The sequence below is a fragment of the Shewanella frigidimarina genome, from assembly GCF_003797125.1.
GTDB lineage: Bacteria > Pseudomonadota > Gammaproteobacteria > Enterobacterales > Shewanellaceae > Shewanella > Shewanella frigidimarina.
In genome coordinates, this window is the sequence record NZ_RKKE01000001.1 from 208,548 (window position 1) to 230,143 (window position 21,596).

21 protein-coding genes and 2 tRNA genes are annotated in these 21,596 nt (G+C 38.9%); 7 read left to right on the forward strand and 16 right to left on the reverse strand.

What is annotated here, in order from left to right; translation table 11 throughout:
* Positions 1-101: 101 nt before the first annotated feature.
* Positions 102-1,958, forward strand: a complete 1,857-nt coding sequence (locus EGC86_RS00880; protein ID WP_123776354.1) for a DUF885 domain-containing protein — start codon at positions 102-104, stop codon at positions 1,956-1,958.
* Between the two features lie 459 nt (positions 1,959-2,417).
* On the opposite strand, the gene EGC86_RS00885 is transcribed toward EGC86_RS00880, so the two are convergent.
* The 5 genes from EGC86_RS00885 to trmB all read right to left on the reverse strand — a co-directional run bounded on the left by EGC86_RS00885 (position 2,418) and on the right by trmB (position 6,809).
* Positions 2,418-3,359 (reverse strand): LysR family transcriptional regulator, encoded by a 942-nt coding sequence (locus EGC86_RS00885; protein ID WP_011638316.1) that lies wholly within the window; start codon positions 3,357-3,359, stop codon positions 2,418-2,420.
* 410 nt (positions 3,360-3,769) lie between these two features.
* The gene (locus tag EGC86_RS00890) at positions 3,770-4,582 is read right to left on the reverse strand and encodes a YggN family protein (protein WP_123776355.1); all 813 of its coding nucleotides are present in this window, start codon (positions 4,580-4,582) and stop codon (positions 3,770-3,772) included.
* A gap of 227 nt (positions 4,583-4,809) precedes the next feature.
* A complete protein-coding gene (gene glsB / locus EGC86_RS00895; RefSeq protein ID WP_059744111.1) occupies positions 4,810-5,724 on the reverse strand; it encodes a glutaminase B in 915 nt (304 codons plus the stop codon).
* 6 nt (positions 5,725-5,730) lie between these two features.
* Complete coding sequence (locus EGC86_RS00900) at positions 5,731-6,057, reverse strand: YggL family protein (RefSeq protein ID WP_011638319.1); 327 nt, start codon at positions 6,055-6,057, stop codon at positions 5,731-5,733.
* Between the two features lie 35 nt (positions 6,058-6,092).
* On the reverse strand, positions 6,093-6,809 hold the full coding sequence (gene trmB / locus EGC86_RS00905; RefSeq protein ID WP_011638320.1) for a tRNA (guanosine(46)-N7)-methyltransferase TrmB: 717 nt from the start codon (positions 6,807-6,809) through the stop codon (positions 6,093-6,095).
* Positions 6,810-7,058: 249 nt separating this feature from the next.
* On the opposite strand from trmB, the gene mutY reads away from it, so the two are divergent.
* Positions 7,059-8,132, forward strand: a complete 1,074-nt coding sequence (gene mutY, locus EGC86_RS00910) for an A/G-specific adenine glycosylase (protein ID WP_123776356.1) — start codon at positions 7,059-7,061, stop codon at positions 8,130-8,132.
* A 34-nt stretch (positions 8,133-8,166) separates the two neighbouring features.
* Positions 8,167-8,445 carry an oxidative damage protection protein gene (locus tag EGC86_RS00915; protein ID WP_011638322.1) on the forward strand — a complete coding sequence of 93 codons (279 nt, stop codon included), beginning with the start codon at positions 8,167-8,169 and terminating at the stop codon, positions 8,443-8,445.
* A gap of 90 nt (positions 8,446-8,535) precedes the next feature.
* On the opposite strand, the gene EGC86_RS00920 is transcribed toward EGC86_RS00915, so the two are convergent.
* Complete coding sequence (locus EGC86_RS00920; protein ID WP_123776357.1) at positions 8,536-9,111, reverse strand: YceI family protein; 576 nt, start codon at positions 9,109-9,111, stop codon at positions 8,536-8,538.
* A 103-nt stretch (positions 9,112-9,214) separates the two neighbouring features.
* Positions 9,215-9,772 (reverse strand): cytochrome b, encoded by a 558-nt coding sequence (locus EGC86_RS00925; RefSeq protein ID WP_123776358.1) that lies wholly within the window; start codon positions 9,770-9,772, stop codon positions 9,215-9,217.
* 973 nt (positions 9,773-10,745) lie between these two features.
* Between EGC86_RS00925 and EGC86_RS00930 the strand changes: the two genes are divergently transcribed.
* Together EGC86_RS00930 and EGC86_RS00935 are read left to right on the forward strand one after the other, a co-directional pair.
* Positions 10,746-10,821, forward strand: a tRNA-Phe gene (locus tag EGC86_RS00930).
* A 6-nt stretch (positions 10,822-10,827) separates the two neighbouring features.
* Positions 10,828-10,903: transfer RNA gene (locus EGC86_RS00935), tRNA-Thr, on the forward strand.
* 147 nt (positions 10,904-11,050) lie between these two features.
* Here the strand turns inward: EGC86_RS00935 and EGC86_RS00940 are convergent.
* From EGC86_RS00940 to EGC86_RS00950, 3 genes are all read right to left on the reverse strand, one after another.
* Complete coding sequence (locus EGC86_RS00940) at positions 11,051-11,752, reverse strand: SapC family protein (protein ID WP_011638325.1); 702 nt, start codon at positions 11,750-11,752, stop codon at positions 11,051-11,053.
* Positions 11,753-11,992: 240 nt separating this feature from the next.
* Positions 11,993-13,279 carry an NAD(P)/FAD-dependent oxidoreductase gene (locus tag EGC86_RS00945; protein WP_123776359.1) on the reverse strand — a complete coding sequence of 429 codons (1,287 nt, stop codon included), beginning with the start codon at positions 13,277-13,279 and terminating at the stop codon, positions 11,993-11,995.
* Between the two features lie 78 nt (positions 13,280-13,357).
* On the reverse strand, positions 13,358-13,696 hold the full coding sequence (locus EGC86_RS00950; RefSeq protein WP_011638327.1) for a P-II family nitrogen regulator: 339 nt from the start codon (positions 13,694-13,696) through the stop codon (positions 13,358-13,360).
* A gap of 424 nt (positions 13,697-14,120) precedes the next feature.
* Here EGC86_RS00950 and EGC86_RS00955 point away from each other — a divergent pair, with 424 nt between their 5' ends.
* Complete coding sequence (locus tag EGC86_RS00955) at positions 14,121-14,642, forward strand: GspH/FimT family pseudopilin (protein WP_123776360.1); 522 nt, start codon at positions 14,121-14,123, stop codon at positions 14,640-14,642.
* A gap of 139 nt (positions 14,643-14,781) precedes the next feature.
* Complete coding sequence (locus EGC86_RS00960) at positions 14,782-15,270, forward strand: GspH/FimT family pseudopilin (RefSeq protein ID WP_123776361.1); 489 nt, start codon at positions 14,782-14,784, stop codon at positions 15,268-15,270.
* Positions 15,271-15,332: 62 nt separating this feature from the next.
* Here EGC86_RS00960 and EGC86_RS00965 read toward each other — a convergent pair whose 3' ends face one another.
* From EGC86_RS00965 to pilV, 6 genes are read right to left on the reverse strand one after another with little or no spacing between them, the layout of a single operon-like run.
* The gene (locus tag EGC86_RS00965) at positions 15,333-15,632 is read right to left on the reverse strand and encodes a TapY2 family type IVa secretion system protein (RefSeq protein ID WP_123776362.1); all 300 of its coding nucleotides are present in this window, start codon (positions 15,630-15,632) and stop codon (positions 15,333-15,335) included.
* Positions 15,629-16,027, reverse strand: coding sequence for a type IV pilin protein (locus tag EGC86_RS00970; RefSeq protein ID WP_123776363.1), 399 nt, complete (start codon positions 16,025-16,027; stop codon positions 15,629-15,631). The genes EGC86_RS00965 and EGC86_RS00970 overlap by 4 nt, the downstream gene beginning before the upstream one ends.
* Positions 16,028-16,032: 5 nt before the next feature.
* A complete protein-coding gene (locus tag EGC86_RS00975; protein WP_123776364.1) occupies positions 16,033-19,563 on the reverse strand; it encodes a pilus assembly protein in 3,531 nt (1,176 codons plus the stop codon).
* 4 nt (positions 19,564-19,567) lie between these two features.
* Complete coding sequence (locus tag EGC86_RS00980) at positions 19,568-20,002, reverse strand: PilX N-terminal domain-containing pilus assembly protein (protein WP_123776819.1); 435 nt, start codon at positions 20,000-20,002, stop codon at positions 19,568-19,570.
* A 12-nt stretch (positions 20,003-20,014) separates the two neighbouring features.
* A complete protein-coding gene (locus EGC86_RS00985) occupies positions 20,015-21,028 on the reverse strand; it encodes a PilW family protein (RefSeq protein ID WP_123776365.1) in 1,014 nt (337 codons plus the stop codon).
* On the reverse strand, positions 21,029-21,559 hold the full coding sequence (pilV, locus tag EGC86_RS00990) for a type IV pilus modification protein PilV (protein WP_123776366.1): 531 nt from the start codon (positions 21,557-21,559) through the stop codon (positions 21,029-21,031).
* Positions 21,560-21,596: the final 37 nt, after the last annotated feature.

Consider the following 21,596-nt stretch of genomic DNA (forward strand, 5'->3'; position numbering starts at 1 on the left):
ACTTACCTTAAATACACACTTTCTAACATTTCTATTCACACTTTTAGACAAAGCTTGATTAGGATATGCGCCTATAACTTAGGTACTTTGGGAAGATATCAATGTCTATTAAAACTAAAACAACTCTCGTTGCTGTCGCGTTATCAAGTTTATTAAGCGCTTCAGCCATTGCGAACTTGCACAACATGCCGCAATTGAGCCAACAAGAAAGTACAGCGACATCAAGCCAACAAACCGAGTCAGAAAAAGCCAACGCATTGTTTGAAGCCATTTTTATGGAAAATGTGATGGCAAATCCAGTCAATCAAACTTACCTTGGCATAAAACAAGATTACGGCAAGTGGAATGACTTGTCTGACGCTGCTGCCGATGCAGATTTAGCCCGCAGTAAACAGCAACTCACAAGATTGACGAGCCTTGATGCCAACAAATTAAATGAACAAGCGGCCCTCAGTTATGAACTGTTAAAAGCTGGGTTAGAACACAGCATTAGCGATGATAAATGGCGTTATCACACTTATCCGATTAACCAAATGTATGGAGTCCATTCTGTAGTGGCTTCATTTCTGATTAATCAACATCAGGTTACCCATGAAAGTGATGCTAAAGCCTATATTAGCCGTTTGAACGCCATACCAACACTACTGGCACAATTAGAAACCTCGTTAGAAATTCGCGCTAAAAAACATATCATTGCGCCAAAATTTGTATTCCCATACGTAATTTCTGATAGCAAAAACATTATCACTGGCGCCCCATTTACAGATACAGGAAAAGACAGTGCATTATGGGCTGATGCGACACGTAAAATAAATAAACTCGATATAACTGATGACAGTAAAAAAGCATTACTAGCTGAAGTTAAGCAAGCTCTACTGACTAAGGTAAAACCTGCCTATGAGCAATTAATAACCTACACCAAGTCACTTGAAGCTCGCGCCGATACTCAAGATGGAGCCTGGAAACTGCCTGATGGAGAAGCGTTTTACAATAACGCTCTAGCACGTACCACCACAACCGACATGACCGCAGACACGATACACGATCTTGGCTTATCTGAAGTGAAGCGAATTCATGATGAAATGCGGATCATTATGAAAAAAGTACACTTTGCCGGCAGCTTACAAGAGTTTTTTGTGTTCATGCGCGATGATAAACAATTTTATTACCCAGAAACTGATGAAGGCAAAACGGCATATCTGGCTCAAGCAAAATCACTGATCGATACTATGGAGTCTCGTTTAGATGAAGTGTTTACTATTAAGCCTAAAGCCGAATTAGTAGTACGAAAGGTAGAAGCGTTTAGAGAAAAGTCAGCAGGTAAAGCATTTTACGACCAACCTGCACCAGATGGTTCTCGCCCAGGAAGCTATTACGCTAATTTATACAAAATGGAAGCGATGCCAAAGTATCAAATGGAAGCACTTGCTTACCATGAAGGCATTCCAGGGCATCACATGCAAATTGCTATTGCACAAGAACTGCAAGGTATTCCAAAATTCCGTAAATTTGGTGGTTACACGGCTTATATTGAAGGTTGGGGACTTTATTCAGAATATTTCCCGAAAGAAATGGGCTTATATGCCGACCCATACTCTGACTTTGGCCGTTTATCGATGGAGCTATGGCGCGCATGCCGTTTAGTGGTTGATACTGGGATACACGCAAAAAAATGGACTCGTGAACAGGCTATTACCTATTATGTTGAGAATACTCCCAACGCTGAATCTGATGCGATAAAAATGGTTGAACGCCATATTGTTATGCCATCACAAGCGACAGCGTATAAAGTGGGAATGATTAAAATACTACAACTACGTGAGCAGGCTAAAAAGGCACTAGGAGCTAAGTTTGATATTCGCGAATTTCATACTGTAATTCTTAAAAATGGTCCATTGCCATTAGACATACTTGAAGAGCAAGTAAACAAGTGGATTAAACAGGTTCAATCACGGTAATTTTCAATAACTAATCCACTCGAACTAACATAAAACGGCAACCTGACTGAGGTTGCCGTTTTTTTGTCAAATTTCACAAAAAAATAACCCCAGAACAAAGTCTGGGGTAAACCAAATAAATTAGGATGATGGTTTTAAGGTTGGCATTATTTTAGTTCGAAAACCATTGCCAACACTGATTCAAAATTTGCTACCTTGCCGATTTGTACGCCCAACTGAAAAGGGGTCATTTCTCAGAAAAACGCAGGGTTCAAATCACTTCGAATCAACTAACTACCATTGTATTGATATCAGAACAGAGTTCAACTAGTTAACAAATGTAAATCGCTAACCCCTTGATTAGAAACTTACTAATAAACTAATCAATCAACTCCTTAAGCAATTTAAAATCAAACACTTAAAACAAAGCCGCAAGGTAAGTCGCGGCTTTGTTTTAAAATAGAAACAATGTTTCCACTTTTACTTACGAAGTTTATACAAATGGTCGAACTTAGCATCCCAATAAGGTGGGCTACTAATGTGCGTTTTAATAAAATCAATGAACGCACTGACTTTGGGAGCTAGATGCTTACGACGAGGATACACAGCTTGTAATGGAAGGTTGTGAGTCAACTGCCAATCAGGTAACAAAGGTACCAATGTCCCTTGAGCAATTTCATCTTCCATTAAGTAACTGGCTAAATATACAATGCCTAAACCACTCACTGCGGCCGATTTCAATGCTGGTGCATTATCGACACGGAAATTGCCTGACACACCAATTTCGCAATAGTCTTCGCCCTTTTTAAATTGCCACATACTGTGCTCATGCCACTCGCCTTGATACACCAAGCAATTGTGCTCAACTAACTGTTCAGGTCGGCTAATGTTACCATGTTGCGCAATATAACCCGGTGAGGCGACTAATAAGAACTGACATTTCATTAACGGTCTTGCCACCATACCCAGCGGCAATTGCTCAGACATGGTTAACAGTAGATCTAAGCCTTCACTGACGACATCGACCTTATGATCAAGTAAGCTAACTTGTAGTTCAAGCTCTGGATGCCTTGCCATAAATGCTGGTAAAGCTGGAATAATATGCATGGTGCCAAATGATTGCGATATCCCAACTTTTAATACACCACGAGTTGCATCATTTAAGTTGTGAACACTTGAAACGGCCTGCTCTGCATCACGAAGGAGCTCTTCGCCTTGGAGATACAATAAATTGCCGGCTTCAGTAAGGCTTAAACTGCGGGTTGTACGCTGAATAAGCTGCACGCCAAGTTTATGTTCAAGATCTGCAACTTGAGTACTTACTTTAGATTTAGAAATGCCAAGACGTCTGGCTGCAGCACTAAAACTTCCTGCACGTGCAACATGAGTAAAAATTGCGATAGGTTCTAACAGTTCTAACATGAAAGTCGCCTTAAGCTGGTTACGACATTAATAAAAATTCCAGATATCTGTTAGCCATTGCTGGTAACTAAACCTTGTTAAGCGTCAATATCAACATTCAGATATTATGATTGATGCTACCAAATGAACATCAAAACAAACTAATACCGTTAATCAACACCAACAAATGAAGATTCTGAAATATAACCACATCTAAAGTAGAGTGTAATTTTGTAATAATTGTCACGAGTATAACAAAAAAAGCTTCTATGGCTCTATATTTATAATTGACAATTTTTTTATCAGAACAAAGCAACACTAGCTATAGCGGTAAAGCCGCTAGAATTGGCACAAAAAAAAAGCCCCTGTGTCTTCAAAAAGAGCACAGGGGAAGGTCAGGTGTCCGGGAAGACAGGTTGAACAAAATAAATTTAATCTTTTAGTTCGCCTAACTTAGCTAATGTATAAGGTGCAAGTTCTGGTATGTCTTTACGAACTTGGCTTTCTAACACTAATAATCCTTCAAAATTATCACAAATTTTATCAGCTCGTTGTTCAAGGCCTTGTGATTGCGATTCAAGCTGTTGCTCGATGTCTTTACCGACATTATCCATTTTTTGTGAAAAGGTATTCATTTTCTCTTCAAATGAACCACCTTCAGAAGACATAATCTGGCTACCTAATGTCATCATTAATGATCCCATTGAGTTGGTGACCATTTGTTCTATCTCTTGCTCAAACTCTTCATTAAATGCATGTTCAATTGAAGACTCTGTTGAACCTAAATAAAACTTATCGCCTTGCTGATACGCCATGGTGTCAATGCGTTTTTGTATCCCAGTCATGAGCTTATCAATTTGGCTACCAGTGGCATCGCCAAATATTGGAGTTAATGCCATATTAACCGCCTGAGATGCCATTACTACAACATCACCGACCAAATCAATTACCTCTGGAACCTGACGAGATAGTTCATCAGAATATTGAGTGAGCAATGTTTGTTGCTTAGCGTTTAAGGTAACCTTTTTACCGTCTACATACAGTTGATCCAGTTCAACGCGATATTTCTCGGATCCATTATCACTAATCTGCAATTTTTTTGGTTCAACGGTAACGTCATAGTTTAATGTCACATTGCACTTTTCATCATTAATTGACATTTTTGCCATAGCTGGCGTCAACGCCCCTGCAGTGAATAACATGCTGGTTAACGCTACACCACAAATCAACTTCTGTTTGGTCATGATAAAAATCCTTTTGCTATACGAATATCAATAATAAGGTCGAATATGAGTGTTATAAAGCACAAGCTATGCCAACAAAGTTAACTCGATGATTTTTAATAGATAAAACAAATATAGAGTTAATGAGTTAACTGATGGATGGGTGATAGCGGAAGTGTATTCGTAAAATAAACCAAAAAGTAGTCTATTTTACGAATCTCAATAATAATTAATTTAGAGAGGTTACATCAAAAAATGGAACGGCCTAACTTTTGGCTTAACTGCTCTAACATAGCCGTACCGGCCAAGGAGTTTCCATTGATATCTAATTCAGGAGACCATACACAAATAGACATATCACCAGGGATTACGGCAATAATGCCTCCACCCACGCCACTTTTACCTGGCATTCCCACTCGATAAGCAAACTCTCCTGCGCCATCGTATAATCCAGATGTCGCGAGTAAAGCATTGAGTTGCCTAGTTTGCACTGGTGACACTAAGCTGTCGCCATCAAGCGTTTTACCGCGGTTAGCCAAATAGAACATCGCACGGGATAAATCAGCGCAATTCATTCTTAATGCACAGTAATGAAAATAGCTTTTAAGCACGGTATTGACGTCGCCCTCAAAATTACCAAATGACTTCATTAAATAGGCAATAGATGCATTACGAGCACTGAACTGGAACTCAGAATCCGCCACGACTTTATCGTAAGATAATGTCGGGTTTTGACTCAATTGACGTACCACTTCGAGCATTCGATGTTTAGGCGCCCCTAAACGAGCTTGCAACAAGTCGGCAATGACAAGTGCACCTGCATTAATAAAAGGGTTTCGAGGTTTACCACGCTCTAATTCGACCTGTACCAGCGAGTTAAATGAATGTCCTGAGGGTTCTTTACCCACACGACTCCAAATTTCATCTTCGGTATATAAATTAAGTGCCAGGGTAAGGCTAAAGACTTTTGAAATACTTTGAATTGAAAACGGTTCGAGGTAATCACCCGCACCAATTGTTTGACCGTCAACAGTGGTAACTGCAATCCCTATTTTATTAGGGTCAACGCAGGCAAGAGCAGGAATATATCCTGCAACCTTGCCTTTACCCAATAGCGATCTTACTTTATCGACAGCTTCTTGAAGTAATAATTGCTCAGGCAATTTAGCTTAACCCCACCAGATATCGTACAAGTCACTGACTTCTAGGTTAGATACAGGCTTGTCTTTCCAGAATGCATTCACTGCAGCGGTATCTTCATCAGTACATTTACCGATAGCTTGGGTAGCAATAATACCTTCCCATTGCTTGTGTCCACCACCGTGGAAACCTAATTGACGAGGTTCAATGACTTCAACAAGAAATTGATCTACTAAGTTATCAATATCTGCCTCAGAAACAGACTCATCAAAAGTCCAGTTGATTTCAAAGCCTAATTCTTGAAACTCATCAACTCGTAATTTTTTACGTAAACGACGACTACGATTTTGCGCCATGGTGTATTCTCCGATTGCTGAAAGTGTAGTTGTGATTAAGCAGTACGCTCAAACATGATATCCCATACGCCGTGACCGAGTCTGTGGCCTCTTGCCTCAAACTTGGTAAGTGGACGATGCTCTGGACGTTCGACAACTGTACCAGTTGTTGATTGATTTTTATAACCTTCTGCGGCATTCATTATTTCTAACATATGCTCGCTGTAATTCTCCCAATCGGTTGCCATGTGAAACACACCACCAATTTTAAGCTTACGGCGGATAAGTTGTACAAACTCGGCTTGCACAATCCGGCGCTTATGATGACGTTTTTTATGCCATGGATCAGGGAAAAACAATTGTACGCGCTCAAGTGAACCATCAACAATGCTGTGCTCTAGCACTTCCATTGCATCGTGATGATATACACGTAAGTTAGTCACTTCAGCAGCACCAGCCTCAGAAAGACACGTACCAATGCCTGGCTTATGCACTTCTATGCCAATAAAGTTTTGTTCTGGGGCAGCTTTTGCCATTTGCACTAATGATGCCCCCATACCAAAACCGATTTCTAATACGGTATCAGCATCGCGACCAAACACTTGAGTTAACTCCAACGCTTGTGGAGTATAATCAAGTCCCATTGCTGGCCAATGTGCTTCAATTGCTTGAGATTGACCTTTGGTTAAACGGCCTTCGCGTAAAACAAAACTTCTGATTTTACGAATATACTTACCGTCTTCGTTAAATTCAGCTGTGGTAACGTCGCTCATCTTTGCCTCATTGTCTGCGTACTTTGTTGTGCTGTTATAACTAAAAATTAGTTAAAGTAGTGCCAAAATATTATTCCAACACTATTTAGCAGCACATTACGCATTGCTTTCTGTAATAGATCGTTTTTAAACTCAGTTGGGCATTATACCTAAACTCATTGCACATGTTTACGCTAATTTAGTGCAAACGTGTGATTTTAAATAGTAGGGCCACTTGTGTAATAAAATGGCTATAGCTACACTGCGCCCATGAAAAATTTGACTCCATTTTCTGAGCGTATCATCGCTTGGTATGACCTTCATGGTCGTAAATCGCTGCCATGGCAGATTAATAAAACACCTTATCGAGTTTGGGTGTCGGAGATCATGCTCCAGCAAACTCAAGTCGCGACGGTTATTCCTTATTATGAAAAGTTTATGGCGCGTTTCCCTAGCGTTATAGATCTTGCTAATGCTCATCAAGATGAAGTGCTACATTTATGGACTGGCCTAGGTTATTACGCTAGAGCGCGTAATCTACATAAAGCGGCTCAGCATATTCGAGATGCTTTTAATGGACAATTCCCCACACAGTTTGATGATGTGGTTGCGTTATCTGGAATAGGTAAATCGACTGCTGGCGCAGTGTTATCCTTATCGCTCGGTCAACACCACTCAATTTTAGACGGTAATGTAAAACGAGTTTTGGCACGACATGGTGCTATTGAAGGTTGGCCGGGACAAAAACACGTTGAACAACAATTGTGGCAATTAACCGATGCGTTAACACCAGCCAAAAACGTTGAAAAATTTAACCAAGCTATGATGGATATTGGTTCAAGTGTTTGTACCCGCAGTAAACCTAATTGTGCTGCCTGCCCTGTAGCAATTGATTGTGTGGCTCAACAGACAGGTCATCAAAGTTTATATCCTGGTAAAAAACCTAAAAAAGTAACGCCAGAAAAATCAGCGTTTATGGTGGTTTTAGTCGATAACAGCCAAGATTCAGTAAAAGTTCAGCTTATTCAGCGTCCACCAGCTGGTATATGGGGAGGATTATGGTGTTTCCCACAATTTGAACATCAAGCAGAATTAGATGATTATTTAACGCTGCATAATTTGACAGAATCAGAGCAAGGGCTTGCTGGGTTTAGGCATACATTTAGTCATTTCCACCTTGATATTCAACCAGTGCTAGTTGAACTATCTGTCGATCAAGCAACAGGTATCATGGAACAAACCTCGGCTCTCTGGTATAACATAGAGCAACCTGCGAAAGTCGGATTGGCAGCCGCTACAGAACGTATTTTGGCTAATTTAACCGTACTTTTCGCGACACATTAGTTTTTAATGTAATTAAAGTTAGTAAGGAATCATCATGGCTCGCACAGTTCACTGTCAACACCTAAACAAATCAGCTGACGGCTTAGATTTTCAGCTTTACCCAGGCGAATTAGGTAAGCGCATTTTTGACAATATTGGTAAAGAAGCTTGGGGCTTATGGCAAAAGAAGCAAACAATGCTCATTAACGAGAAAAAACTCAATATGATGAATGTTGATGACCGCAAGTTTCTTGAAGAGCAAATGACTAATTTTTTATTTGAAGGTAAAGACGTTGAAATCGAAGGCTATGTTCCACCAGCTGAAGATGAATAACGCAACAACATAATCAATAACTGTATTAAACAACAAAGCCGCTTAACTTAGCGGCTTTGTTTTTTGGTTGTTAATCACAAATCCAACAGATTATTGTTTAACGCCTTCCACGACTAATGCTAATTCAACGTTTGCAGAAGCTGGACCTAAATCCATTTTGACACCAAAATCTTTCATTGCAAAAGTGGTTTTGCCACTAAAGCCTGCACGGTATCCACCCCATGGATCTTTACCTTCACCAATAGCAACGGCATCAATGCTTAACGGCTTTGTCACACCATTTAAAGTAAAGTCACCATTAATTACAAACTGGTTATTTCCTTTATCAACAATTGATGTTGATGAAAAAGAGGCTTCAGGGAATTTACTGGTATTTAAAAAGTCTGCGCTGCGTAAATGCTTGTCACGCTCGGCATGATTAGAATCAACACTGTTAGTATTAATTTTAACATTCACTTTCGCATCTGCGACTTTGTCAGCATCAAAACTGAAGTCGCCAGAAAACTCATTAAAGCGCCCCACTACAAAGCTATAACCCAAATGGCTTACACTAAATTGAATCGATGCATGTGCACCTTGAGTGTCGATAACATAGTCGGCAGCATTAACAGCAACAGGTAACATAAACGTTGCACTGATTAGTGCTGCTATAAGGTGTTTTTTCATGGTTTTTTATTCCTTTAAGTTAATAAGTATGTAAACAGATAAATAAGTAGCGTGGTATCTATCGAGAGTCATTATTAATACACTCGATTGTTAAATAATTCGATTACTTGCCAATACGGTTTGGCATAAGCATTCTTTTAAGGGTGTTATCTTTATCAATAACATGATGCTTAATCGCACCTGCTGCATGCAAAACAACCAAGCCGATTAAGCTATAGGCAAGGTATTGATGTATAAACCCCGCTATATCAGCTTGTTCGTCAATAAAGGCATTAGGAAATGGCACGGCAAACCAGTCAAAAATCCAAATATCTCGGCCATCAGCTGTCGAAATCATAATTCCTGAGCACATAATGAGTAGCATTAACATATATAGAATAATATGTGCCCACTTCGCCAAACGCTTTTCCCATGACTGATGATTCGATATCGGATTAGGAGTGTGTGATATCGTTCGCCAAACTAATCTTAATAGCGTTAAACCAAGTAACAGCAGACCGATACTTTTATGCAGATGCGGCGCAGTTTGGTACCAACTACTATAATAGGTAAGATCTACCATCCAATAACCCGCACTAAATAGGCCAATCACTGCGATTGCGGACAACCAATGGATTAAAATAGTCACCAAGCCATAGCCAGCTGGAGTATTCTTTAACATGCCTTACTTTCCTCTAAAGAAGTTACAACATTCTAACGTTAGTTTTGGGAAAGAAAATCAGTAAAAATAGCCGAAATCGTTCTATAAAATAGAAGTGATGAGAGTTAGATAACGTTAACTACACAATGTAATTAAGTAATGACTAATTCGACGTACATCAATTGTAGCCACTAATTATTAAATATCATCTAGGCCCTATTGATCTTTCATCGTTAAAACTTGTTCAAGATAAACGGTTTGTTTTTTATATATCAGGCTGCAAGTATTAGAGACTAAGCCTCTAACTACGCTTATGTCTTGTAACCAACATATTCTATAAAGATTAAAAAGACCTTAACCCGAGCCTTTCGGCTAGCGTTTGTGACTTCTATAACTAGGTTATCGCCCGCGCATGTGAAATCACTACTCCGAATAAACTCTCCCTTTTATAAAATCGTCACAAATATCCGCACTATTCGTCTTTAAAGTTCAATCGATTTTAAGCTTGCCGTACAGAGTCGGTTCTATTGTGCTAAATAGATGCCTTGGTTACTCAGTTAACGTTAACTAAGATAATTCACTTGACCGAAAGTTCACTCATTTACATGTAAATGGGCATTTATCAGCGCAGAAACTCGATCTTACTGATAACACTAAGACGCCAATCATATGTAAAAATAAAATTAGACTAATGTTGAGCAAAAAACAGACGGAGAATTCAATTACCGAGCTACTCTTTAGTTATTTTATTTAATCATCAGTAAGCTTCTACGACTTTATTCTTATCGATTAACGCTTAGAAACCACTTTTAGAGTTAAAAATCGATAAAAAACCACCAGTTTGCACATTAACTAGCCGAACGAGTAAAAACATTTGAAAAACCACTTGCACGATAAAAACCATCACTATACTATGTGCGCACTCCAGACGAGACAGGCATTGATTACCAAGTTAATACCTAGTCTGCAGTAATTAACTAACGCTTAGTTAGTTGCCCGAATAGCTCAGTCGGTAGAGCAGAGGATTGAAAATCCTCGTGTCCCTGGTTCGATTCCGGGTTCGGGCACCATATTTAGCCGGCATAGCTCAGTTGGTAGAGCAACTGACTTGTAATCAGTAGGTCCCGAGTTCGACTCTTGGTGCCGGCACCATAAAAACAAAAAAGCCACACAATGAGTGGCTTTTTTGCATCTGCAGTATAAGTCGAATCAAATATCTGGATTCAGATATTTGATTTAGCTTCTATAAACAAAACAGGCACTCAATTGAGTGCCTGTTTTGTTTAAAAAGCCCGGAGACTATCTACCGAGTACTTCAACCCGAGCTAAACGATTAACTTGGTTTAATGACCCCAAGTGACCATAAATCGGCCCTAGTAAACCGCGCTTTTTAAGTTCGATAAACTCTTCGTCGCTTAATGCATTTAATTTAGCTTCATCAATAAGGTATAAACCATTGATATTGCGTTTCTCTCCGGCGACATCAACAGTAAGAGTCTGATTAATCAGCAGCCCTTTTTCATCTAAAAAACCTAAAATACCGCGAGTAGCTTGGTCTTGTTCATAATGGCTAATCAACGCTTGCTTACGCGCTTCTAAAAACGGGGTTTCTTTACCATCTTCAAACAATGCTTGGCCGTCTGTTTTAGTCACTTCTTTGGCATCTTCGCGAATACCAATCCAGACTTTATCTTTAACGTCTGGGTTAACCACTAAACCAAGAGGATAGTCACGAACAACTGCGGGTATATACAAACCTTGCCACTTACCGTCTTTTACACTTAGATTCTGACCAGGTTTTAGGCCTAACATTGCAACTGATTGAAATTCGTTGGTATCACTGTTTTTAACAAATACGATTGGATACTCAGTGGCAGCACGATTAATTTCATGTAAAGTAACCGGCACGATGTGCTGCTCCGCCACGTGTGAAAAGTCACTTGGAGTCAGTTTTAAATCACCATGCTTGGTTTGTTCTAATAATGTAATCTGGTTGGGCATCTTGGCTCCTTGAAGCACTGATTATCTTCTATGGTATAAGTACAACATCATTGTCATACGTTACGTTAACAAATAATTAATAACTGAAACTACCAAGTTAAATCTTAAATTCAAGTAGATTTAAGTTAAATTGTGTCAATAAACGTCAAATGGCCAATTCTTGTGCAAAATAGGCTTTATGTTTAACAAAGCCTATTTGTTTATGTTGATAGTCGCTCAACTCTCTAGGTGATCACTCGCCTAATGTAACTTGAGCTTTGGACGTTGCCAGCGCAGTAATTTTTGGGCAATACGATATACAGATGCCGAGAACCAGCCATACAAGCTAGCTAAGTGACGCTGATACAGAGAAATGTACATCAAACGTGCAATGTGTCCTTCAACAAAAAAATCGCCTGAACGTAGGCTCCCCATTAAGTTGCCAACCGCCGAAAATCGACTCAGTGATACTAGTGAACCATAGTCTTTATAAACGAAAGGCTTTTCTGGCTGCTGTTTCATCTTCAAACAAATATTGGCATAGAGCCGATCGGCCATTTGGGCTGCGGCTTGGGCTCTTGGTGGTACCGGCTTACCTGATGGTAAAATTAATTGAGCACAGTCGCCTAAAGCGTAAATATCATCGATGCCTTTTACACGCATACAGTCATCTACATCAATTTGATTACGGGGAGTAACGGGAAGTTGAGTGAAGTTTTCAAATACTTTCGGGCCTTTGACACCTGCTGCCCACACCTTGATATTTGCTTTAATCGTCTCGCCTGTCGCAGTAACAAAACCTTCTTTGGTCACTTCTTTAACCTGCACACCTAAATGCAATTTAACCCCTAACTTTGACAGTACTGTTTGCGCTCTTGTACTCACTTGCTCTGGCAATTGAGGCAGGATTTTGGTTGATGCTTCAATTAAATTTATATCTAAATGATCTTTAGATATATTTTGATAACCGTACTCTCTTACTGATTCAATAACATGATGGAGTTCAGCGGCAAGCTCGACACCTGTAGCACCCGCACCAACAATGCCGATACCTAATTGGTCTTGGGTTTCATTAAGCTGTAACAACGCATCCATTAGCTTATGATGAAAAAGATTAGCACTGTCTAGACTGTCTAAAAAAATGCAGTGTTTTTCGGCTCCGGGTGTATTAAAGCTATTTGATACTCCGCCTAATGCTAGAACAAGAGTATCATATTCAATATTGCGCGCGGCAATGATCATCTCGCCTTCATCGTTAAACACTGGAGCAAGTTGGATTGTTTTAGTACTCGGATCACATTGCTCAATGGCACCACGAATATAGCGGTAACCGTTTTTTAATCCGTGATCTCGATATTGTAGGCCTTCGATTGATTGATCTATAACACCAACCGCGACTTCATGTAATTTAGGTTTCCAGATGTGAACGGTATTCTTATCAATCAAACTAATATCGATTAACGGAATTTTACCAAATTTACGGCCTAACTTTGAAGCCAATGCCAGCCCTGCAGCCCCACCACCCACAATAACAATTCGTTGAACCATACATTACCTCAAAATTACCTTATACCAATAACTTCGTCACACTGTGTTTATAGTTATAAAAAAAGGCCCTTATGGGCCTTATACTGCTTCTTCATTTTCTTCGCCGGTACGAATACGAATCACGCGTTCAATATCAGTTACAAATATTTTACCGTCACCAATTTTACCTGTTCTGGCTATATCAACGATAACATCAATCGCACGTTCCAGAATGTCATCTTGGATTACTAATTCAATTTTTACCTTAGGTAAAAAATCAACCATATATTCTGCACCACGATAAAGCTCTGTGTGGCCTTTCTGACGTCCAAAGCCTTTAACCTCTGATACTGTCATACCAGTAATGCCAATTTCAGCAAGTGACTCACGCACATCATCAAGTTTAAACGGTTTAATAATCGCTTCGACTTTTTTCATTAAATACTCCTGTCATCGGCTAAGTTTTTGATTAACCTCAACTCGGGATAAGAGATGGGATAAATCGATAAGAAAATGGTTTGTTTCAAGTCTGCAATATCTAACTGGCCATTTGTTTTACTAACAAGCAATATTTACACGTCAATATGGTGCCTATTACAATTCAATCCACGACAATAAGCAGGACAAAAGCAATTTAATAACCATTTATAATCCCATACTGAAGTTGATTAAGCACATGTCATCATTGCAATTTATATACTCGCTAACATCATCCAAATATCTTACTTGAAAGCGAAGCTAATTGTCGCGGCTATTTTACGTATTTATGAAAAGATATTTCTCAGCGAAGCGGCTGGTTATTTTATATACTACCTTAATGTTACTGCAGGACGCAGCTGACCACGTTTAAGGATGAACAAGTATGACAAATTTTAACCGAGTTAAAGGCTTTGGTCTTATTGAAGTTATCGTGACGACACTCGTTGTAATGTTAATGTCACTTATTGCAATTCCCTCCTTCTCTTCGCTAACTGAACAAATCAGAGCGAGAAGTAATATTCAAGTTATTCAACAAACCATTCAGTTAGGTCGAAATATGGCAATAAGTTATGGCTCTAGGGTAACGGTTTGTCCTTTAATCAAAAATTTATGTTCATCTGATTGGAGCATAGGATTAAGTGTATTTATTGACCGTGGGCAAAAAAACCAACTTGATGGCAGTGATAGCTTACTCCAACAAACAGCTCCTTTTCATGAAAGTGATTTCATTAATTACAATCGCCCAGCAATTCGCTTTCAGCCCGATGGATTGGCTTCTGGTACCAATGGCACATTAACGTATTGTCCAGGGAAGTTTGACAGTAAATACTCTAAAGCCGTCATTGTAAATCAAGCTGGGAGGGTAAGAATGTCGAAAAAGAAAAATATTAAATGTAAGCCTTAACAAAGTAGGAATGAAATGATAATTAAATAGGGTAATTGAATACATAGTAAATCAGCCGTTCTACCCCAAATGCTCAATAAAACACTGTAATTCATACTGTGCTTAGTTATACTCTGTCTATATAGCAGAGGATTTGCGCATGAAAAAATTTACGTTTGGGTTTACTCTAATAGAAGTAATGGTCACTGTTGCTATAGCGGCTATTGTCATTGTGGTTGCAGTTCCTTCATTAAATTCGTTGTATGAAAGTGTTAGAGCAAAAAATAATACAGATAAAATTCACAGCATTTTAGTATTGGCTAGAAATCAAGCCATTAATTATGGAACTATCGTCAATATATGTTCACTCCAAACTGCTACTAGCTGCAAGTCAGGAACAGATTGGAGTAAAGGCATAAGGGTTTTTGTCGAAGGAAACGGCGTAACAACAGAATTAAAAGTGATTGATAGCTTTGACGATAAAGACAAAGTGAAAGGGCCGTCTAAGGCAATTTCCTTTTCCTCTGATGGTATTTCTACTGGAGGGGATTTCATCTATTGCCCAAATGGAAAAGCGGATGAATCAAAAAGTATATCGGTTAGTAGTAGTGGTCGAGTATCATATGGTGATGAGGGTAAAAGCTGTTAAAATAATCAAATGATAATTATTATTGTTTAATAGCTCTGAAAATATCAGAGCTATTATGATGCCTAACGAAGCGTCTCAATATCCAATTTTTTTGCAGACTCTAATTTAAAAGTAAGGTGAAGAGGTAAACATTCACTTACTTCTTTGATAAAGTATTTAGTTCTCGAAGTACTATCTTTAAACTGCGTACCGGATAATTTTGCTTGGTTCCATTTAGCGTCTTTATTTTTCCAGCGATAAAAGAGTATTCTCTCACCTATTGATGAAGAGGTGATATGACATTTATAATCTTGCCATTCATCTGTCTCAGATATAACCCCGAACGAAGCAAAGCATAAACACAATACTACTAATTTGATCATTTCCAACACTCCTTAGAAGGACCTTTAACCCCTGCCGCTGTAAGTGTGATAGTAGCACAAGTTGTATCAAGGGTTGCTTGCCTACCTTTAGCTGTTGCAGTAATGGTATATGTTGTTGTACCCACTGAATCAACCGAATAGTATCCACTTTCGGTTAAAAACGGTTCACTAGACATACCTAGCTTGGTCATATCCTCTGCAAATACACGATTATCCATATAATATTGTTCTTGCAAATTGGATACTCTCATTACAGCTGCGACACCTTCAGAACGGCCACTTTTAGTTATAAAACTGGTGTATGACGGATATGCAATTGCTGCAAGAATCCCAATAATAACAACAGTAATCATTACTTCAATCAGAGTAAAACCTTTAAAAGACACTTTTTTCATCAACTCTACTCTTCTATATGATAATAAATTCTATTTGTTGTTAGGCCCGAGCCTAAAACCACCGTACCTTTACAATCATTGCCGACACAATCCCCTTTGCCAACACCAATTATATAGGCAATAGTATCATTACCAGTGTCAGCTTTTGGTATAACTATCTGAGGAGTATCAGGTACACGTTCACCCAACTCATAGTAAAGATCACTATAAGTTCGAGTTCCTTTATGTAAATCTAATACATATAACCGTCCCTCACCAGAAAGATCACATACTCCAAGGTCGTAATCAATGGTTCCGCCAGCAGGAGGAACAAACGACGTAAAGTACACTTTCCCATCAAAAATTAAAGACGACGATAAGCTTTTTTCACCCGCTAAAGTAAAATCATAGTACCACCCCCTTTTATTTCCAAACACAATATTTTGGGCCTGCGATGTCGGAGCCGCTGAAGTTACATCGTACAAATCGGTTAAAACTAGCGTTGCTGGGGCCTCGGTCGAACTAAAAGATTGGGTGACAACATTTCTATCTTGGAAAACAAAAAACATATCATTGGTATATGTATCTAAGGGATGAGTTCGGTTACCGGTACCGATTGCGACTGCATCATAAGGTGTATTTTGGTAACTAAGCACACCGCTGGTACTGTGAATATTATTAAACTGAGTTTGCGCTAGAGAAGGCTCTGAAAAGAACATACGATCATTTGGTGAACTACTGTTACTTATTGACGCAAACTTAAATATCGTCCAAGTCGATTTATCAGCAGAAGGTAAATCCATCCTCCATACATTACCACTAATGTCTGATGCATATATACGATCCGTTACACCATCATTATCACTGTCTAGAATTGATACTTTAGTGGCGATACTACTCATGTCTGAAAAGGTAAATAGTTTTATCAATTCTGTGGGGCCTGTATCAGCATTGACAATATAAACACCTTCGCCTGTACCATCACTAGACGACATACCTCCACCAAAAATTAACACCGGATCATCAACTCCAGGAACGAACGTCGTAATGGGTACGGACCAAGTTTGACCTAAATCCTCAAAACCTGATGTAGTAGAGTTGATCATCCACTTTAATGACGGTGAATCAGGATTAGATATATCTAAAGCATAATATGAAGCACCACCGCGGCGCATTCCCAAATACAACCAAGCTTTATCAATCTTGCCGCTGGCATTTGTTTCAGTATAAGCAACTGGTGACAAGTCCATTCCGTACACACTGTGATTACCTGTAGGGATATTTTCCTTTAAAGTCGGAATATTACTCCAAAGTTCTTCAGGAATAAAAGCCCAAGTTTCGCTGACATTACCAACAGAATAATCGTCACTGCCAGTATCAGAATCTTTGAACATATGCACTAAACCTTGGTTAGTACCCAATAAGATTCTTACATCTAGGGCATCCGAAGTACCAAAATTAAGTGCTAATGGTTTAGAATGAAGCGGATCGCCCATAATGTCAGCTCGAGCATCAGTAAAACTGCTATCCTTATCATCATCGTCAACATCAACACCGTATAGCCAATCTAGAGCAGCCTGGGAGTGAGAAGAAACAAAACTTGAACTATCTATATCAATGATGCTTCCACCACTGGTGGTTTTGATATTTCGGTTTTTTAACGCATTCCTAAGATAAGGTAATACACCGCCAGAGGTAACATTATTACCATCACTTGAGTTTGCTGCACAAGTATTCCAATAAGTACATGTTGTTGCAGATATATTGCCTTCGGTATCTATGGCTTTAATTGTTCCACCGGGAGCAACAATTACACCCTCACCATTTACTTTTAATTTTTTTAAATTCCCACTCCAACGAGGTCCATCTCCAGGGTAAAACATGGCAAAGTAAGCAGAATTAAATGTTTGCGTTTTATCAAAATTGTTACTGGCTATACTTGGCGACGTAAATGAGGTGTTAACCTCTAAGATATTCTTAATAATATTATTTATTGCCTCTACTAGGGCTAATCCATTTGACGCTCTAAAATAACCACTAGATATATTGGTAGTCTCATTTCTAGGGCTTCCGGCTCTAAATGCAGCTTCTTCTAATAATTTTGCAGCTGAGTCTGCTCCAGCTGAAAAGCCAATGGTATACAATTTTACTGTTTGTTTGTTGTCTACTCCATCGGCATCAAGAACACCTTGAACAACATCATTATTAGCCATATAAGCTGCTAATGCAGGTAAATAGTTTACCTCCTGCTGCCCATAGCCATTTGTTGAGGTAAAGCTTGTATAATCTGCCGGAGTTGATGCTGAGGCCGTTAGGGCTAGAATATTTGCGTCAGCTGAGCGATCTAAAGTTGGTGCACCATCTGTAATATATACAACATAAGCAGTATCAGGACACTTCTTAAACGGACTTGTATAATTACCTGAGGTAATTATACTTGGAGGAGTATTTGGCGTATAATTCATCTGTCTCCATCTACCTGACCAATACCTATTGGAGTCTTTATTTCCGTAGGTTACAGGTCCGCCACTGAAAAACTGATATGCTTCATATAAAGTTTCACATAATGGTGTATTTGTTTCAGGATCTAAACTGTAAATGGTAGAAATTAAATTTGCTCGATTTGTATTGGTCATTTCAACGAGATTTGAAACGATACGCCCCCCGTTATTCTCACCCTCACTTCGTGAATTTACGTTAAATACAGCTAACCCAGCATCTATTGGAACAGACATGCTTTCCAAAGCGGCTTTTAAAGCAGCTTTAGCAACATCGATTCGTTTGTTGTCGGTAGTGCCACTATTTTTCCCTTCAGTTGTGGTGGTCACCCACTGATACCAGACTAAATAGTTTGGAGTATACAAGGTCACAGTACCCCCTGTTCCAAAGCTGGTGCTGCTATAACTTAAATTACGAGATTCTGTCCCTGCATTATTTGTGTACATAGCAGAAGTATTTACAGGATACCCATCAGCGTATGAATTACCTTGATTATTCTTACCCGGGTTTTTAGGGTCGTAATCTATAATATCTTGTACACAATCAAAAACCTGATTCTTGTTAAGGCCATTATTTTGAGCTAGCGGTTCCCAAGAACCACTTTGTCCACGAGCTTGATACTCACGAAAATAGCCATTGTATTGACCGTTTTTAGCCAAAGCTTCCACAGACTTATTGCAATTATTACTTTGAGAATAAAAACGACGGGCATCATTGGGTTGATCAGGTGATGGTAATGTTGAATTATCAATACCGCTAGACGTCCAGTACAGTGCTTTATTGTTTATATAACCGGAGTAGTTATCTAAATAGCTTTGGTAACCAGAAGCATAGCTACAGTTACCAGCAGCTTTTTCACTTATCGAGCAATAAGGACTAACAGATACTTGGTCATCAGTATTCATACTACCCGAGTTATCAAATATAAATAAGATTTGCGGACGTTTACCAGTAGCAGAGCTTGAGTCGATTAAATAAAGCTCGGTATCATCAGCAAATAACCCACTAGAAATAGTGACGAGTATAGCTATTACACTAATTATAATTTTGTTTTTCATGATATTAATTCCCTGCTAACACTTGCTGCTCAACTCCTGCAGCAACCGTTAACGAACCTAAGTTATCACGGCCAAATTGGGCTGTGCTTGTTATTTGAGAACGCCTGCAACTGACTAAATTTAAGCCCATAGCATTAGATGTTCTTTGACAACCAACGTCTCTAACGCCCGTTTCTGGTAATGGTGTAATAACTTGAGTGCTGTTAAAAACTGATTCCGTTTTTACTGCTAATAAATTACTAAAAGAAGCGCCTGAATTATTAGCAATGACTTGCTCTAAGCCCCCATTTGCGACAGACATAGCTTCGATACGTTCAGCTCCTGCACCAGACATTCGTAAAGACTGCGTTGAGTTAACAGCTAATGCAATACCTATGACAGTCATAATCACTAGAACAACTAGAGATAGAAATAAAACGATACCTCTTTGTTTTATAATAGAAATACTCATCTAATTCCTTATCAATACAGGATTTTCTAAAACGACAGTAGTCGATAACACTTTCCGCCTAAAATTATCATTAAAGGGATTTATCTGCTTGTCACCCAGCTGGTAAGTTGTCTGATTATCATAACTATTATCAGCTTGAGCTGAGCGCACTAATACATATATTTTCACAGCAACTAATCTTTGTAATGTTTCATTGTCCCACACTGGAGCTAACACATCAGCGGCAGGCACATAAGTATCTGGTGTGTTATCGCCACTATTATCAAATCCATATAAAAAACGAATATTCTCGATTCCTTCGACAAGTTGTTCATCATTTTTCATACCTTTATTCGTTAGTGTTTTACGACTTAAAATCGGAACACCATTCTCAATATCAATAAAATAAACATGATGTTGGTATTCCCAAACTCTAGAATTTACCAAATTAGTTGCAGGATCAAGGCCGTTAAAAAATATAGCTTGGGTTGATGTGGTTGATACAGAAAATCTTGTGATATCGCCTACAGGGCTATCACTACCATCGCCGAATCCAATACTTGGGCCTATAAAACGTTTTATTTGAATAACATCAGTATTAGGGGCGACTGTTGCTGCGGATAAACACGCAAGAGGAGTAGTACCGCTTAAACCATTTTCATAACCCCATAGACGCCTAAAATGGGCTGGTTGATTGTTAGGTAAACTCGCATTGTTTAAGCCTGCACCAATACAGTCATCAGCAATTGGAATGGTGTTATTTAATGTAGTATTAATGCCAAGAATAAATTCAGAACCCGTCATATCACCGAAAAAACCAAGCTGAGAAATATCACGTTCCATTATAGCCAATGCAATACGACCATTTTCTTGAAGCTGATTATATTGGCTCGTTGTAGTGACATTGGTTGAGGACATGCTAAATATAGTAAAAATGCCAGCAGATAAAAACAAACTAATAACCATTGCCACCATTAGCTCAACAAGTGACATACCCGATTGTGATCTTCTGTGAATTTTATTAAAAGCTGTCATTTAAATAATCACTGTTTGTATTGAATAAATTCGACGTTTATCACTTGCTGTACCGCATGCATTTACATCTCCAGAATCGCTAGAGCTTCGAATAGCCTTCCAAGACATAGTCACTGTGACAACATTACCATTAACATTAATACAGCCTGTTGCAGTATCTAATCCACCTACATTTTTAGTATTAATGACTTCTGAAGTCCCTATAAAAGAAGATTGCCATTCAAAAATATCCCACAGGGCCATTTGACTTGCACTGCAAAAAACAGTCGCAGAATCGCATCGCTGACTGACAGCGCTAGGAGTACCGGAATAAGGAGAACCATTAGCATACTGCGCTAATTGAGCACTGTTTAATCTCATACGATTTATCATGTCATTAGCATAATATGAGGCTTGAGTTTGCTGAAAAGACTCAAAACTGCCTTGCTTTGACATAATATGAAGATTAAAAATCCCAATAAGGCCTATCACTAGAATAACTAGTGAGACCATTACTTCAATTAAGGAAAATCCATTCCTTTTACATGGCATGAGCGTAAAACCTCCCGATGAGATCAAAAGTAGCCAC

Bases quoted from the DNA above. Each gene is read 5' to 3' on its own strand.
- EGC86_RS00880 (WP_123776354.1), top strand. From the start codon at position 102: ATGTCTATTAAAACTAAAACAACTCTCGTTGCTGTCGCGTTATCAAGT.
- EGC86_RS00885 (WP_011638316.1), bottom strand. From the start codon at position 3,359: ATGTTAGAACTGTTAGAACCTATCGCAATTTTTACTCATGTTGCACGT.
- EGC86_RS00890 (WP_123776355.1), bottom strand. From the start codon at position 4,582: ATGACCAAACAGAAGTTGATTTGTGGTGTAGCGTTAACCAGCATGTTA.
- EGC86_RS00900 (WP_011638319.1), bottom strand. From the start codon at position 6,057: ATGGCGCAAAATCGTAGTCGTCGTTTACGTAAAAAATTACGAGTTGAT.
- trmB (WP_011638320.1), bottom strand. From the start codon at position 6,809: ATGAGCGACGTTACCACAGCTGAATTTAACGAAGACGGTAAGTATATT.
- mutY (WP_123776356.1), top strand. From the start codon at position 7,059: ATGAAAAATTTGACTCCATTTTCTGAGCGTATCATCGCTTGGTATGAC.
- EGC86_RS00915 (WP_011638322.1), top strand. From the start codon at position 8,167: ATGGCTCGCACAGTTCACTGTCAACACCTAAACAAATCAGCTGACGGC.
- EGC86_RS00920 (WP_123776357.1), bottom strand. From the start codon at position 9,111: ATGAAAAAACACCTTATAGCAGCACTAATCAGTGCAACGTTTATGTTA.
- EGC86_RS00925 (WP_123776358.1), bottom strand. From the start codon at position 9,772: ATGTTAAAGAATACTCCAGCTGGCTATGGCTTGGTGACTATTTTAATC.
- EGC86_RS00940 (WP_011638325.1), bottom strand. From the start codon at position 11,752: ATGCCCAACCAGATTACATTATTAGAACAAACCAAGCATGGTGATTTA.
- EGC86_RS00945 (WP_123776359.1), bottom strand. From the start codon at position 13,279: ATGGTTCAACGAATTGTTATTGTGGGTGGTGGGGCTGCAGGGCTGGCA.
- EGC86_RS00950 (WP_011638327.1), bottom strand. From the start codon at position 13,696: ATGAAAAAAGTCGAAGCGATTATTAAACCGTTTAAACTTGATGATGTG.
- EGC86_RS00955 (WP_123776360.1), top strand. From the start codon at position 14,121: ATGACAAATTTTAACCGAGTTAAAGGCTTTGGTCTTATTGAAGTTATC.
- EGC86_RS00960 (WP_123776361.1), top strand. From the start codon at position 14,782: ATGAAAAAATTTACGTTTGGGTTTACTCTAATAGAAGTAATGGTCACT.
- EGC86_RS00965 (WP_123776362.1), bottom strand. From the start codon at position 15,632: ATGATCAAATTAGTAGTATTGTGTTTATGCTTTGCTTCGTTCGGGGTT.
- EGC86_RS00970 (WP_123776363.1), bottom strand. From the start codon at position 16,027: ATGAAAAAAGTGTCTTTTAAAGGTTTTACTCTGATTGAAGTAATGATT.
- EGC86_RS00975 (WP_123776364.1), bottom strand. From the start codon at position 19,563: ATGAAAAACAAAATTATAATTAGTGTAATAGCTATACTCGTCACTATT.
- EGC86_RS00985 (WP_123776365.1), bottom strand. From the start codon at position 21,028: ATGACAGCTTTTAATAAAATTCACAGAAGATCACAATCGGGTATGTCA.
- pilV (WP_123776366.1), bottom strand. From the start codon at position 21,559: ATGCCATGTAAAAGGAATGGATTTTCCTTAATTGAAGTAATGGTCTCA.